The 14,352-nt window shown below is 68.2% G+C and carries 12 protein-coding genes; 6 read left to right on the forward strand and 6 right to left on the reverse strand.

The annotated features are described in order from the left end of the window. Positions 1-66 precede the first annotated feature (66 nt). From CA951_RS05340 to CA951_RS05350, 3 genes are all read left to right on the forward strand, one after another. Positions 67-2,061 carry an APC family permease gene (locus CA951_RS05340; protein WP_087555845.1) on the forward strand — a complete coding sequence of 665 codons (1,995 nt, stop codon included), beginning with the start codon at positions 67-69 and terminating at the stop codon, positions 2,059-2,061. Between the two features lie 13 nt (positions 2,062-2,074). Then, the gene (locus tag CA951_RS05345; RefSeq protein WP_087555846.1) at positions 2,075-3,343 is read left to right on the forward strand and encodes a class I SAM-dependent RNA methyltransferase; all 1,269 of its coding nucleotides are present in this window, start codon (positions 2,075-2,077) and stop codon (positions 3,341-3,343) included. Between the two features lie 73 nt (positions 3,344-3,416). Next, positions 3,417-3,875, forward strand: coding sequence for a MarR family winged helix-turn-helix transcriptional regulator (locus CA951_RS05350; RefSeq protein WP_087555847.1), 459 nt, complete (start codon positions 3,417-3,419; stop codon positions 3,873-3,875). On the opposite strand, the gene CA951_RS05355 is transcribed toward CA951_RS05350, so the two are convergent. From CA951_RS05355 to glsA, 4 genes are all read right to left on the reverse strand, one after another. Then, complete coding sequence (locus CA951_RS05355) at positions 3,872-4,534, reverse strand: SIMPL domain-containing protein (RefSeq protein ID WP_087555848.1); 663 nt, start codon at positions 4,532-4,534, stop codon at positions 3,872-3,874. The genes CA951_RS05350 and CA951_RS05355 overlap by 4 nt on opposite strands. Continuing rightward, the gene (locus CA951_RS05360; protein ID WP_087555849.1) at positions 4,531-5,370 is read right to left on the reverse strand and encodes an ABC transporter permease; all 840 of its coding nucleotides are present in this window, start codon (positions 5,368-5,370) and stop codon (positions 4,531-4,533) included. Before CA951_RS05360 ends, CA951_RS05355 begins: the two co-directional genes overlap by 4 nt. Then, a complete protein-coding gene (locus tag CA951_RS05365; protein WP_087555850.1) occupies positions 5,367-6,326 on the reverse strand; it encodes an ATP-binding cassette domain-containing protein in 960 nt (319 codons plus the stop codon). Before CA951_RS05365 ends, CA951_RS05360 begins: the two co-directional genes overlap by 4 nt. A gap of 106 nt (positions 6,327-6,432) precedes the next feature. Beyond that, the gene (gene glsA, locus CA951_RS05370) at positions 6,433-8,253 is read right to left on the reverse strand and encodes a glutaminase A (protein WP_087555851.1); all 1,821 of its coding nucleotides are present in this window, start codon (positions 8,251-8,253) and stop codon (positions 6,433-6,435) included. A 251-nt stretch (positions 8,254-8,504) separates the two neighbouring features. Here glsA and dxs point away from each other — a divergent pair, with 251 nt between their 5' ends. After that, positions 8,505-10,454, forward strand: a complete 1,950-nt coding sequence (dxs, locus tag CA951_RS05375; RefSeq protein ID WP_087556000.1) for a 1-deoxy-D-xylulose-5-phosphate synthase — start codon at positions 8,505-8,507, stop codon at positions 10,452-10,454. An 81-nt stretch (positions 10,455-10,535) separates the two neighbouring features. Here the strand turns inward: dxs and CA951_RS05380 are convergent, their stop codons facing one another. Together CA951_RS05380 and CA951_RS05385 are read right to left on the reverse strand one after the other, a co-directional pair. Further along, complete coding sequence (locus CA951_RS05380) at positions 10,536-11,933, reverse strand: sugar porter family MFS transporter (protein WP_087555852.1); 1,398 nt, start codon at positions 11,931-11,933, stop codon at positions 10,536-10,538. A 96-nt stretch (positions 11,934-12,029) separates the two neighbouring features. After that, a complete protein-coding gene (locus CA951_RS05385; RefSeq protein WP_087555853.1) occupies positions 12,030-13,046 on the reverse strand; it encodes an iron-siderophore ABC transporter substrate-binding protein in 1,017 nt (338 codons plus the stop codon). A 294-nt stretch (positions 13,047-13,340) separates the two neighbouring features. Between CA951_RS05385 and CA951_RS05390 the strand changes: the two genes are divergently transcribed. After that, positions 13,341-14,120 carry a GntR family transcriptional regulator gene (locus CA951_RS05390; protein ID WP_087555854.1) on the forward strand — a complete coding sequence of 260 codons (780 nt, stop codon included), beginning with the start codon at positions 13,341-13,343 and terminating at the stop codon, positions 14,118-14,120. Next, positions 14,117-14,344: a ferredoxin family protein gene (locus tag CA951_RS05395; RefSeq protein WP_005240903.1), complete on the forward strand. Its 228-nt coding sequence runs from the start codon at positions 14,117-14,119 to the stop codon at positions 14,342-14,344. The genes CA951_RS05390 and CA951_RS05395 overlap by 4 nt, the downstream gene beginning before the upstream one ends. Positions 14,345-14,352: the final 8 nt, after the last annotated feature.

A 14,352-nucleotide genomic window follows, 5' to 3' on the forward strand; every position in this document is an offset into this window, starting at 1 on the left:
GATCGCAATCCGGACACATTGGTGGGTGAGGGTCCAGGTTTTCTGCGGACGGCTTACGCTTTGGCAGTGTCAAAGCTCTCGACCGCCACAAAGCGGCTACTGCTAGGCAGACCCTTCCGGAGCGACAAGCTCGGGCACACGCTGCTTCCCAAGAGGATCGCCCTCCCCGTCTTCGCGTCCGACGCGATGTCGTCGGTCGCCTATGCGCCCGAGGAAATCTTCCTCGTGCTGTCGGTGGCGGGCATCTCCGCCTACGCCTACACCCCCTGGATCGGACTCGCCGTCGCCGCCGTGATGGCGGTGGTGGTCGCCAGCTACCGGCAGAACGTGCACGCCTACCCGTCGGGCGGCGGCGACTACGAGGTCGCGACCGTCAATCTCGGTCCCACCGCCGGTCTGACCGTCGGCAGCGCCCTGCTGGTGGACTACGTGCTGACGGTGGCCGTCTCCATCTCGTCGGCGGCGTCCAACATCGGTTCGGCGGTCCCGTTCGTGGCGCAGCACAAGGTGCTGTTCGCGGTCGCGGCCATCGTCCTGCTGACCGCCATCAACCTGCGGGGCATCCGCGAATCCGGTGCCGCCTTCGCAATCCCGACGTACGCGTTCATCGTCGGTATGGCGCTGATGCTGCTGTGGGGGTTCTTCCAGATCTACGTGCTGGGCAACGACCTGCATGCCGAATCGTCCGGTTTCCAGCTCGAGGCCGAGGATTCCCACCTGTACGGGATCGCGTTCGCGTTCCTGATCGCCCGGGCCTTCTCGTCCGGGTGTGCGGCACTGACCGGTGTCGAGGCGATCAGCAACGGTGTTCCCGCGTTCCAGAAGCCCAAGTCCCGCAATGCGGCGACCACGCTGCTGCTGCTCGGGTCTATTGCGATCGTGTTGCTGATGGGCATCATCATCCTGGCTCAGAAGATCGGGATCGTGTACGCGCACAGCCCGGCCGAGCAGCTGATCGGCGCCCCGGCCGGCTACCACCAGAAGACACTGATCGCGCAGATCGCCGAGACGGTGTTCGGCGGGTTCCCCATCGGGTTCTACTTCATCGCCATCGTGACCGCGCTGATCCTGGTGCTGGCCGCCAACACCGCGTTCAACGGATTTCCCGTGCTCGGCTCGATCCTCGCGCAGGACCGCTACCTGCCCCGTCAGCTGCACACCCGCGGCGATCGCCTGGCGTTCAGCAACGGCATCCTGTTCCTGTCCGGGGCGGCGATCGCGTTCGTCGTCCTGTTCGGCGCCGAGGTGACCAAGCTGATCCAGCTGTACATCGTCGGCGTGTTCGTCTCGTTCGTGCTCAGCCAGACGGGCATGATCCGGCACTGGACCCGGCACCTGAAGAACGAGAACGATCCCGCTTCGCGCCGGCGGATGCAGCGCTCCCGGGTGATCAACTCCATCGGCCTGGCCATGACCGGCGCCGTCCTGATCATTGTGCTCATCACGAAGTTCGCGGCGGGCGCCTGGATCGCGATCGTGGCCATGGTCGCGATCTTCGTCGTGATGAAGATGATCCGGAAGCATTACGACAGCGTCGCGCGGGAACTCGAGGAACAGGAATGGGACGGGGTGCTGCCCAGCCGCACGCACTCCATCGTCCTCGTCTCCAAGCTGCACATGCCGACGATGCGCGCGCTGGCCTACGCCCGGGCGACACGACCGGACACACTCGAGGCGATCACGGTCAACGTCGACGAACCCGACACCCGGGCGCTCGTGCGGCAATGGGAGAAGAGTGACATCGCGGTGCCGCTCAAGGTGATCGAGTCGCCGTACCGCGAGATCACCAAACCCGTGCTCGACTACGTGCGCCGCGTCCGCAAGGACTCGCCGCGGGACGTCGTCACCGTGTTCATTCCCGAGTACGTGGTGGGGCACTGGTGGGAGCAGATCCTGCACAACCAGAGTGCGCTGCGGCTCAAGAGCCGGCTGCTGTTCCAGCCGGGCGTGATGGTCACCAGTGTTCCGTGGCAGCTGAACTCGTCCGAGAAGGCGAAGACGCTGAACATCGAATACACGGCCGGGGCCTCGCGCCGCGGCTACGAACCCGACGACAAGTGACGGACGAGACGCGTTGAGTGAGAACTGGTCGGACCGCCACCTCGAACTGCGGTTGGGAAATCCCGGGCACGGCGGGTTCGTCGTCGCCCGCCACGAGGGACGGGTGGTCTTCGTCCGGCACGGGCTGCCGGGTGAGCGGGTGATCGCCCGGGTCACCGAGGACCGCGGCGGGTCCTACTGCCGGGCCGACGCGATCGAGATCCTCGACGCGTCCCCGGAGCGGGTCGCCCCGGTGTGCCCGGTGTCGGGTCCGGGCGGCGCGGGATGCTGCGACTTCTCGCACGCGAGCCTGCACCTGCAGCGGGACATGAAGTCGCAGGTCGTGTCGGAGCAGCTGGTGCGGCTCGCGCGGGTGCAGCGGGACGTGGACGTCGAGGAACTGCCCGGCACGAGTGACGGCACCGGCTGGCGCACCCGGGTGCGGCTGGCCGTGGACCCGGACGGCCGTCCCGGCTATCACCGGCACCGCAGTTCCGGGATCGTCACGGACCTCGCGTGCCCGCAGATCGAGGCCGCCGCCTACGACGGTGTGGGCGAACACGATTGGAAGCCCGGCAGCGAGGTGCAGATCGTTCTCGACGGCGCGGGGGAGCGGCACGTGGTCGAGATCGCGCCGCCGAAGGTGTCGCGGACCGGCCGCACGAGTCCCGGGCGGCGCGGTGCGATGGCGCGGCGGGCCGCAGGCGGTGCGCCGCGCGCGGAGCGGGTGGTAGTGGGATCGGGTCGCCCGGTGGAGCGGGTACGTGACCGGGAATGGGAACTGGCCGCCACCGGGTTCTGGCAGGCGCATCGCGGGGCCGCCGAGGCGTATTCGACGGTGGTCTCCGAATGGGCCGGGCTCACCGCAGGTGAGACGGCATGGGATCTGTACGGGGGAGTCGGGGTGTTCGCCGCCGCCCTGGCCGTGGGCGCCGGGTCGTCGGGGCACGTGGATTCCGTGGAGTCCGCGCGCCAGGCCGTGGCGGACGGGAAGTCCGCCCTCTCCGACCTCCCGCAGGTGCGTTTCCACGCAGACCGGGTCGAGCGCGCGATCGCCGGGTTGGCCTCCCCGCCACGGGTCGTGGTGCTCGATCCGCCGCGCGCGGGCGCGGGGCGTGAGGTGATCGAGGCGGTCGCCGCCGCGGGCGCGGAACGGGTGGTGCACGTGGGGTGCGACCCGGCGTCGTTCGCCCGCGATATCGGTCTGTACCTCGGGCAGGGATATCATGTCGACGAGTTGCGTGCGTTCGACGCGTTCCCTCTCACCCACCACGTGGAGTGCATCGCGTTGCTGACGCGGTGACGAAGTTCCTTACCGAACGCAACAATACGTATAGTCGAGCCCGCAAGTAGTGGGTGTTCGGGACGGGGACAGGATGTCGGTACAGGCAGATACGGCGCAGGCGCTCGTCGATGCGGTGTTCGCGCTCGGGCGGTCGTTGCGGGCGGTCGTCTCCGCGACCGGCGAGACCCCGATCGCGCCCGCACTGACGAGCGTGCTCTTCGTGCTCGCCGCGCGAGGGGAGTGCCGCCAGAACGAACTGGCCGCCGACCTGTGCGTGAGTCAGTCCTCACTGAGCAGGCAGATTTCCGAACTCGTCGACGCGGGATATGTTTCTCGCGCCGCGGATCCCCACGACAAGCGGGCCTCTCGGATCCGGGTGTCGCCGAACGGGATGGACATTCTCGCCGAGACGACCGCGCGCCGCGCCGAACGGCTGCGCGGCATGCTCGAGGACTGGTCGCAGGAACAGGCACTGGCGGCGGTGACGTCGTTGACTCAGCTCACCGACACGTTCGCCGCCTCGGTGCAGCAGCGCGGCCCCCGGCCCTAGACCAGCCGCCACCGCACGCGCACGTCCACCCGCGTCGGCTTCTCGCCGCGTTCGATCGCGATCGCGGAGTCGGCCGCCGCGAACGCCTTCGCGAGCGGGCGCGGGGACACGTCACCGACGTCGACCTCCGCGATGTCGAGGACCTCGCCGAGTGCGCGCCCCGACAGCGTGGCGTACTGCTCCGCCTTGGCGAGGGCATCGGCCCACGCCCCTTCCCGCGCGGTCGCCGTCAGCGCGGCCGGATCGGAGAAGTCGAATTCAAGTCCGCCGAGGCGGATGTCGTCACCACCCGCACCCACGCAGGCGGCGACCACCTGCGCCGGCGACGGGGCGGACGCCCCGGCCGCACGGACCGTGATCTGCAGCGTCGTCGCCGCGGTGTAGCCCGTCACCTCGCTGCCCCGGCCCTCGGCCCATGTGGTCTCGGAGTGCACGGACAGCCCCGTGGTCGCGAGGTCGGGCCCCGAGACGCCGTACCCGCGCAGGGTATCGGTGACGGCAGTGGTCGACCGGGCGACGGCCTCGAACGCATCGGCCACCGCGGGGCGCGTCGCCGTCACGGTGACGGCGGCGCGGACGAGATCCGGAACCGCGGAGACGATTCCCGATCCGCGCACGGTCACCGCCCGCTCGGCGGGATCGGACACCGGCACCGTCACGACTTGCGGTTGTACAGGCGCATCGTCAGCGGTCCGAAGATCACGATGAACCCGGCGCACCACCCGAACACGACGGCGAGGTCCGCCATCTCCACCGTCCCGGCCATGAGCCCGCGAATGGACGTCACCAGCTTGCTGATCGGGTTGACACCGACGAACGCCTGGAGCCAGCCCGGCATGGTCGCGGGGTCGACGAAGATGTTGCTGGCGAACGTCAGCGGGAACAGGATGAACATCGACACGCCCATGACCGCCTGCTCGGTGCGCATCAGCATCGCGAACATCGTCCAGATCCACGACAGGCTGAACGAGAACAGCAGCAGCAGTCCGATCGACGCCACCACACCGACGAGCCCGCCGTCCGGACGGAACCCCAGGACCAGCCCGAGGATCAGGACGATGATCGAGGCGATCGTGTAGCGGACGACGTCACCGAGCAGCGCGCCGACGAGAGGCGACGGACGCCAGATCGGGAGCGAGCGGAACCGGTCGAAGACACCCTTCTCGATGTCCTTGTTGAGCGTCAGACCGGTGTACATGGTGATCATGACGACCGTCTGCACGAGGATGCCCGGCAGCAGGAACTGCACGTAGGCGCTGGTCGATCCGGCCAGCGCACCTCCGAACAGATACGTGAACATCAACGTGAACATGATCGGGAACATCGTCACGTCGAACAGTTGCTCGGGGACGTGTTTGATCTTGAGCAGGGCCCGCCAGCCGAACGACAGCGACGTCGACAATGCGGTGGGTCGCGCGGGCCTCGGGCCGGGCATCTTCAGGACGTCGGCGACAGCGGTTGCGGTGTCGGCGGTCCGGTCGGTGGTGGAGGTCATGCGTGCTCCTCGGTGGGTCGGCCCGTGAGAGAGAGGAAGACTTCGTCGAGGCTCGGCTGCCCCAATGCGAATGTGCTGACGGCGATTCCGGCGTCGTCGAGGGCGGGCAGCGCCCGCGAGACCCGGGCCGGGTCGTCGATGCGGGCGGTGAGGGCGGCCGGATCGGCTTCCTCGGTGACCGGCACCTCGAGCACGTCCCGCAGCAGCGCCGCCGCGGCGGGGCGGGTGGCGATGTCGGTGACCCGCACGTGCAGCGCACCCGATCCGACGGAGGCCTTGAGTTCGCCGGTGGTGCCCTCGGCGATCACCTTGCCGTGGTCGATGACGGCCACCCGGTCGGCGAGTTGGTCGGCCTCGTCGAGGTACTGGGTGGTCAGCAGCACTGTCGTTCCGCCGGCCACCAGTGCGCGGACGATCTCCCACACCTGATTGCGGCTGCGCGGGTCGAGACCGGTGGTGGGTTCGTCGAGGAAGATCATCTCCGGGGTGACGATGATGCTGGCCGCGATGTCGAGTCGGCGTCGCATGCCGCCGGAGTAGTTCTTCACCTGCCGGTTGCCCGCCTCCTCCAGCCCGAACGCGGACAGCAACTGTTCGGACCGGGTTCGGGCCGCCGCGCGGGAGTACCCGTACAGCCGGCCGAGCAGCAGCAGATTCTCGCTGCCCGTCAGATCCTCGTCGAGCGAGGCGAACTGCCCGGTAAGGGAGACCTTGGCGCGCACGGCGTCCGGTTCGGTCGCGACGTCGTGACCCAGCACCGTGGCGGTGCCACCGTCGAGGGGCAGCAGCGTGGCCAGCATGCGGATCGCGGTGGTCTTGCCCGCGCCGTTCGGGCCTAGGACGCCGTAGACGCCTCCGAGGGGCACGGCCAGGTCGAGGCCGTCGACCGCGTGGGTGGATCCGAATGTCTTGACGAGTCCCGTCGTCTCGATGGCCAGCTTGGTCGCTGTGAGCATTGCACCCTGCTTTCGATTCGAGCGTCGGCGGTTCCGAGCCCCAAGCCTGTCCGATTTTTCCGATTCGGGCAACGGTTTTTCCCGCGAGGGCTTTCCCGCGAGCCGGTCAGAGTCCACCGCCCTGGCGCAGCAGCGCCCGCAGCATCACGTCGAGTTGCTCGTACGCGCCCGACGCGAGACGTTCGAGCAGTGCCAGCTTCAGTTTCGGCTCCTCCGAAGCCATTTCGGCGTAGCGCTCGGTGGTCAGCACCGCGACCGTCACCTCGGTGTCGGCACGGACGTCGTTGAGGAAACGGGAGTCGAGCATCATCGTCATCTCCCCGAAGCTCATCCCCGCCGACAACGTCATGAATCGGTGCACCGCACCCGACTGGTCGGTGATCGTGGAGCTGACCCTGCCGGACAGGATGAGGAACAGCCCGGCCGCCGGGTCACCCCGATGGATGACGAGGTCACCGCGTGCATACGAGTGGGTGACCAGGTCGCGGGTGAACCGTTCGAGTTGCTTCGCGCTGAGGGTGGACAGCATGGGGTGCTCGGCGATCGTGACGGAGGACGGTTGGCGGGCCGTGCTGCAGTGCCGGTCGAGGAGGATGTCCTCACACCACTGCACGGCGGCGTCCAGGTCGGCGAACACCCGGCCCGCCCTCCCCGACAGGTCGGAGCGGGTGTTGCCGAGCAGACCGGCCGGGTCGACGAACGCCAGCGCACACCCGCACTCTGCGAGGTCGGCCCGCAGTGTCTCGAACATCCGGCGCGCGACCCCGCTGACGTCGTCGACGCGCCGGACGTCGATCACCACCGCCTCCAGGTCTTCCTCGACGCCGCCGATCTCGCGGACGGCGCTCTCCGCGCCGGCGAACAGCAGATCCCCGTGCAGTTCGTAGATCCGGCTGCGCTTGCCGACGTCGTCGAGGGCAGCGCGCTCGGCGGGGGACCGCCGCATCCGCGAGGGGGCGTCCGACACCGAGTAGCGGGCGCGTACCGCGGAACGGGCGGCGCGGGTGACGTGCAGGAAGTGCAGCTCCAACTCGTTCGACAGGGCCCGGCACGCCTCGACTCCGCGGACGCTGTTGCCGTGGGAATCGAGACGCGGCGAGTAGATCGCGATCCCGATCTGCCCGGGTAGGACGGCGAGCACGCCGCCCCCGACGCCGCTCTTGGCGGGAAGCCCGACCTCGTAGACCCATTTGCCCGCGGCGTCGTACATTCCGCACGTCGACATCACACTCAGGACCCGCTCGACCAGCGCCGGCTCGAGGACGGTGTCCCCGGTGACGGGATTGACGCCGTTGTTCGCCATCGTCGCCGCCATCAGGCTCAGATCGCGGCACGTCACGTCGAGGGAGCACTGGCGGAAGTAGAGGTCGACCGCCTCGTCGGGGTCGCCGGTGATGATGTCGAACGAGCGGAGCATGTGGCCGATCGCCCGGTTGCGGTGCCCGCTCCGCGACTCGGACTCGTACACCGACCGGTTGAACGTCAGGTCCCGCCCCGCGTACCGGGAGTACGTGGACCGGATCCGCTCGAACCGCGTCTCCAGATCCGGACCGGCAACCAGCGACGTCGCGGTGATCGCCCCGGCGTTGATCATGGGATTGCGGGGCCGCTCCGTCCGCGGGTCGAGGCTGATCTCGTTGAACGGTTCCCCGGACGGTTCGACGTCGATCTTCTCGGCGACGGCGGCGGAACCGCGATCGGCGAGCGCGAGGGCGTACGTGAACGGTTTCGAGGTGGACTGGATCGTGAACGGCAGGCGGGTGTCGCCGACCTCGTACACGTAGCCGTCCACGGTCGCGACGCAGATGCCGAACGAGTCGGGGGCCACCGCGGCGAGTTCGGGAATGTAGTCGGCGAGCTGTCCGCCGCGGTTCTCCCGGGTCTCGGTGAAGACTTTTCCGATCAGCGCGTCCACGACGGTGCTCATGAGAAAACCCTAGAGCCTGTTCACGACGAAGTCGGGTGTTCCGCCGGGCCCGCCCGGCGACGCAATTGTGTGAAGCCGGTCACGGCTGTGGCCGGAATGCCCGAGGACGAAGCCCCACCACTCGGTCGCCGCGACCGGTACCGTGTGTCCCGCCCTTCCGCGGCTCCGTAGACTGGTTCCACTGTGACGTGACACGAAGCCACGTGGCAGAGGCACGCAAGGCAGCGTGCATCACGGAGGGAGCGATCTCGTTGGGTGTTCTTGCCCGTATCCAGACGCCTGACGATCTTCGTCAGCTGAATCCGGCGGAGATGAAGCAGCTCGCCGCGGAGATTCGTGAGTTCCTCGTGCAGAAGGTCGCGGCGACCGGCGGGCATCTCGGCCCCAACCTGGGCGTCGTCGAACTGACCCTCGCACTGCACCGCATCTTCGAGTCGCCTGCCGACCCGATCGTCTTCGACACGGGCCACCAGGCGTACGTCCACAAGATCCTCACCGGCCGCAAGGACGATTTCGATTCGCTCCGCAAGCAGGGCGGCCTGTCCGGGTACCCGTGCCGGGCGGAGAGCGATCACGACTGGGTCGAGTCGTCCCACGCGTCGGCGGCGCTGTCGTACGCCGACGGCCTCGCGAAGGCCTTCGAACTGACCGGACAGGCCCGGCACGTCGTCGCCGTCGTCGGTGACGGCGCCCTGACCGGCGGCATGTGCTGGGAGGCGCTGAACAACATCGCCGCAGGCAAGGACCGCTCGGTGGTCATCGTCGTCAACGACAACGGCCGCTCGTACGCGCCGACCATCGGTGGTCTCGCCGACCACCTCGCCGCCCTCCGGCTCCAGCCGGGATACGAGCGCATCCTCGACAGCGGCCGGCGGATGGTGAAGAAGCTGCCGTGGGTCGGACGCACCGCCTACTCGGTCCTGCACGGCATGAAGGCGGGCCTCAAGGACGCCGTCGCCCCGCAGGTGATGTTCACGGACCTGGGCATCAAGTACCTCGGACCGGTCGACGGCCACGACGAGGCCGCGCTCGAATCCGCGCTGCGCCGCGCGAAGGCGTTCGGCGGACCGGTCATCGTCCACGCCGTCACCCGCAAGGGCATGGGCTACGCGCCCGCCGAGAACCACGTTGCCGATCAGATGCACTCGACCGGCGTCATCGACCCGGTCACCGGCAAGTCGGCCGGATCGGCGTCCGCCGACTGGACGTCGGTGTTCTCCGCCGAGCTGATCGAGCAGGCGAGCCACCGGCAGGACATCGTGGCGATCACCGCCGCCATGGCGGGCCCCACCGGTCTCGCCGCGTTCGGCGAGAAGTACCCCGACCGCATGTTCGACGTCGGGATCGCCGAGCAGCACGCCGTCACGTCGGCCGCAGGCCTGGCGCTCGGCGGCCTGCACCCGGTGGTCGCCGTCTACTCGACGTTCCTCAACCGTGCCTTCGACCAGTTGCTGATGGACGTGGCCCTGCTGAAGCTGCCCGTCACCCTCGTCCTCGACCGCGCGGGTATCACCGGCAGCGACGGCGCCAGCCACAACGGCATGTGGGACATGTCGCTGCTGGGCATCGTCCCCGGGATGCGGGTCGCGGCTCCCCGCGACACCGCCACCCTGCGGGAGGAACTGGGCGAGGCGCTGGCCGTCGACGACGGGCCGACCGCGCTCCGCTTCCCGAAGGGCACGGTCGGTGACGACGTGCCCGCCGTGAGCAGGCTCGACGGCGTCGTCGACATCCTGCACGCCCCCTCCGGGCGCAACGACGTGCTCATCGTGTCGGTCGGCGCCTTCGCCGGCCTCGCGCTCGCAGCCGCAAAACGTCTGGAACAGCAGGGCATCTCGGCGACCGTCGTCGACCCGCGGTGGGTGCTGCCGGTCCCGGAGTCGCTGCTGAAGCTCGCCGAGGACTACACGATGGTGGTCACCGTCGAGGACAGCGGTCTGCACGGCGGTGTCGGGTCCACCGTGTCCGCCGCGCTGCGGTCGGCCGGGGTCGATGTGCCCTGTCGTGATCTCGGTGTTCCGCAGCGGTTCCTCGACCATGCGTCCCGCGCGCAGATCCACACCGAGCTGGGACTCACCGCGCAGGACGTCGCAAGGCAGATCACCGGGTGGTTCGCCGCCCTCGGCAACCTGCGCCCCGGGCAGCAGAACGGTGTCGTCGCCGGCCTCGACTCGCAGCGCGCGGAGAACAGCGGCCAGTAGACCGACCGCCCCGCACGAAAATCCGGCCGAATCACAGTGTGATTCGGCCGGATTCGTCGGTGCCGGGTCAGGATGCCGGGGTCAGGTGTGCATCTCCTCGAGTTCCATGCCCTTGGTCTCCCGGACCTTCAACCGGACGAAGAAGTAGGACAGCAACGCGAAGAACGCGAACAGCCCGTACAGGAACCACAGCCCCACCGAGCGGGTGAGCGGCGGGAACGACAGCGTGACCGTGAAGTTCGCGATCCAGTTCGCCGCCGTGCTGATGCCGAGGGCGTAGGCGCGCATGTTGTTGGGGAACATCTCGCCCAGCATCACCCACATGATCGGGCCCCAGGTGGCGGCGAAGAAGATCACGAACAGGTTGGCGCCGATCAGCGCGAGCGCTCCCCATGGGCTGGGGAGCACGACATCGTCGCCGCTGCCGGTCGCCTGGGAGAAGGCGACAGCGGCGAGGAGCAGGCTCACGAACATGCCGAGTGAGCCCACCTCGAGCAGAATCTTCCGGCCGATCCGGTCGACGAACAGGATGGCGACGAACGTCATGCCCACGTTGATGATCGCGGTGATCACCGACGTGGTGAACGATTCGTTCTCGGTGAAACCCACCGACTTCCACAGCGTCGTGGAGTAGTAGAAGATCGCGTTGATACCCACGAACTGCTGGAAGATGGCCATGAAGATGCCGACCCAGACGAGTGGCTGCAGCCCGAACTTCGGGCCGCGAATATCGTCGAACGACGCCGTCGACTCGTGGCGGAGCGTCAGCCGGATCTCGGAGACGCGTTCGTGCGGGTCGAGCTCGCCGGTGATGTTCGCGAGGACGTCGGCGGCCTCCTGATCGAGATGCTTGCCCACCAGGTATCGCGGCGACTCGGGGATCATCAGGGCGAGAACGCCGTACACGACCGCGGGAATCACACCGACGAGGAACATCCAGCGCCATGCCTCGAGGTTGAGCCACAGCTCTTCCGACGCGCCGCCCGCCGCATTCTGCAGCACCGCGTCCGACAGCAGCGCGGCGAAGATGCCGAGAGTGATCGCCAGTTGCTGCAGCGACGCCAGCGCGCCGCGGTAGCGGGCAGGCGCGATCTCCGAGATGTACGTGGGCGCAATGACCGACGCGATACCGATTCCCAGGCCGCCGAGGACGCGCCACACCATCAGGTCCGGGACGCTGAACGCGAGACCGGATCCGAACGAGGAGACCACGAACAGCACCGAGCCGAGCAGCATCACTTTCTTGCGGCCCCAGCGGTCCGCGAGGCGGCCCGCAAACCACGCGCCCACAGCACATCCGAGCAGCGCGATCGCCACGGCGAAGCCGGTGAAGAACGACCCCAGCTCGAAGTGGTCCTGGATGGAGTCGACGGCGCCGTTGATGACGGAGCTGTCGAAACCGAAGAGAAACCCACCCACCGCGGCGGCGACGGTGACGCCGATGACCTTCGCGGTGTGTCTTTCGGACATCTGCGTCATCGCATACCTGCTTTCGACGAGCGTTCCTGATGCGGGCACAAGCGAACTAGGTGTCCCGGAATACGCTACGCCCGACACCGCCTCTCAGGCGGGCGTTCAGGCACCCGCTTTCTTCGCGGCCTCGCTGAGCTGAGGCGTCAGTTTGTCCAGAACCCACGGTGTCGCGAGGACGCTGGTCTGGCTGAGCCCCGAGATGATCTTCGTATCCGACAGCGCGACGGCGGTACCACGGCCGATGGCACCGAGATTCGCGTAGGCCGGGTTCGCCGCGACGGTGGTGTTCTCCGGGACGAACGCGACGACGACGTCGGCGTCCACATCGGAGATGTTCTCCACGGAGATGTCGGCGAAGAACTTGTCGGGATCGTTCGACGCGGCCAGCTTCTGCACACCGGGCGACACGGTGAAGCCGAGCTCGGTCAGCACCTGGACGCGGGGATCGGAGGGCATGTAGACGTTGACGGTCGCGGCGTCGGTGTCGAAGTTGATCACCGAGATCGTCTTGCCTGCGAACTCGGGATGCGCGGCGGCGGTCTGGGCGAGGGTGTCGTCGAGACCGGCCACGAGCTGCTCGGCCTCGGCGCTCTTCCCGAGTGCCTGCCCGATCAGGGTGGTCTGGTCCTGCCACGTGGTCTGCCACGCCTTGTCCGGGTACGCCACGGTGGGGGCGATTCCCGACAGTTTCTCGTACGTCTCCTCGTCGAATCCCTCGTACGGGGCGAGGACTGCATCGGGTGCCAGCGCGGCGACGCCCTCGATGGGGGTGGACGTGGCCGCGTCGAGCAACGTGGTCGCGGACGGGTCGAAACGATCCTGCAGCCAGGGCATCACGCCGTTCGTCTCGGCGCCGTACGTGTATTTCGGCATGCCGACCGGTGTCCGGCCGAGGGCGTAGACGACGTCCTGGGCGTTCCATCCGAGGGTGACGATGCGTTCGGGTGCCGCGTCGAGGGTGGTCGATCCGAACGTGTTCTCCATGGTGACCGGGAATCCCTCACCGGACGTCTCCGTGCTGCCTCCGCCGTCGCCGGACGAGCACGCGGCGAGGAAGAGGGACGAACTGGCCACGGCGAGTGCGACGGCGAGCTGACGTCGGGCGGTGGGTGCGAACACGGTGACGACTCCTTCGGGACGAAAATAGAAGGTAAGCCTAACCTAGAGTTGTGCCCTCGTTCGGCGGACGGAGCCACTTCGAATCACCGTGATTGGAACTCCCGGGCCCGCCTCCGACTGGCGCATTACCGGTACTCCGTCGTGTTCGCGCTGGTGAGACGAGTCGCCGCAGGAGCGGACCCGGCCGATTCGCCGAGGCGTCCGGGGCGGGTGTCCGCCACGACTCCGGGCCCCGCGGACTGCCGTTAGCGTGTGTCTTCGTCCAGCTCACACGCACAATCGACGAAGGAAACCATGGTGGTGAATCCGACTCCCCTCCCGACGGCGTCACGCAGTTCCCGTGCGGACCATGCGCGCAGATTCGCCGACCTGCTGCGTCAGCAGATCCACGCGGAGTCCTTCGCCGAGCGCGGATTGCCGTCGGAATCGGAGCTGGCCGCCGAGTTCGGCGTGTCGCGCAACGCGGTGCGCGACGGGCTGGCACTGCTGAAGCAGGAGGGGCTCATCGACCGCGCCCCGCGCGTGGGAACCCACGTGGCGCAGCGCAAGTACGACCACGGCCTCGACGCCCTGCTGGGGCTGAAGGAGACGCTGAAGGGGCACGGCGAGGTCCGCAACGACGTCCGCGCGGCCGTGGAGATCGCCCCGCCGCCCGCAGTCGCCCGCCGGCTGCAGCTGGAGCCGGGCGAACCCGCCGTGTACATCGAGCGGGTGCGCTACCTCGGCGACCTGCCGCTCAGCCTGGACCTCACGTACCTCGTCCCCGACATCGGCGCCGAGATCCTCGGCCGCGACCTCGAAACCAACGACGTGTTCGCGCTGATCGAAGAGGTCTGCGGTCAGCCACTGGGTTCCGCCGATCTGGCGATCGAATCCGTCAACGCCGACGCGCACTCCGCCGCGAACCTCCAGACCCCCGAGGGTGCGGCACTCCTGCTGCTCGAGCGCCTCACCCGGCTCGTCGACGGACGTCCGGTCGACCTCGAATACATCCGCATGCGCGGTGACCGAATCACCATGCGCAGCAACCTCGTCCGCAGACCCGACATCACGAACTGGGAGCTCACCTCATGACTTTGGTCAACCAACGCGCCGATGTACCCGTCACCATCGACGAGTCGCTGTGCATCGAGGGCTGCACCCTGTGCGTCGAGATCTGCCCGCTCGATTCCCTCGCCATCAACCCGGAGAACGGCAAGGCGTTCATGCACGTCGACGAGTGCTGGTACTGCGGTCCCTGCGCGGCGCGCTGCCCGACCGGCGCGGTCACCGTGAACATGCCGTACCTCCTCCGCTGAGCGAAAGA

Source organism: Rhodococcus sp. NCIMB 12038, assembly GCF_002165735.1.
Lineage (GTDB): Bacteria > Actinomycetota > Actinomycetes > Mycobacteriales > Mycobacteriaceae > Rhodococcus_F.

What these genes read in the sequence shown, in the direction of transcription:
- glsA (WP_087555851.1), bottom strand. Translation starts at nt 8,253, where the DNA reads ATGAGCACCGTCGTGGACGCGCTGATCGGAAAAGTCTTCACCGAGACC.
- CA951_RS05380 (WP_087555852.1), bottom strand. Translation starts at nt 11,933, where the DNA reads ATGACGCAGATGTCCGAAAGACACACCGCGAAGGTCATCGGCGTCACC.
- CA951_RS05350 (WP_087555847.1), top strand. Translation starts at nt 3,417, where the DNA reads ATGTCGGTACAGGCAGATACGGCGCAGGCGCTCGTCGATGCGGTGTTC.
- CA951_RS05395 (WP_005240903.1), top strand. Translation starts at nt 14,117, where the DNA reads ATGACTTTGGTCAACCAACGCGCCGATGTACCCGTCACCATCGACGAG.
- CA951_RS05360 (WP_087555849.1), bottom strand. Translation starts at nt 5,370, where the DNA reads ATGACCTCCACCACCGACCGGACCGCCGACACCGCAACCGCTGTCGCC.
- CA951_RS05390 (WP_087555854.1), top strand. Translation starts at nt 13,341, where the DNA reads ATGGTGGTGAATCCGACTCCCCTCCCGACGGCGTCACGCAGTTCCCGT.
- CA951_RS05365 (WP_087555850.1), bottom strand. Translation starts at nt 6,326, where the DNA reads ATGCTCACAGCGACCAAGCTGGCCATCGAGACGACGGGACTCGTCAAG.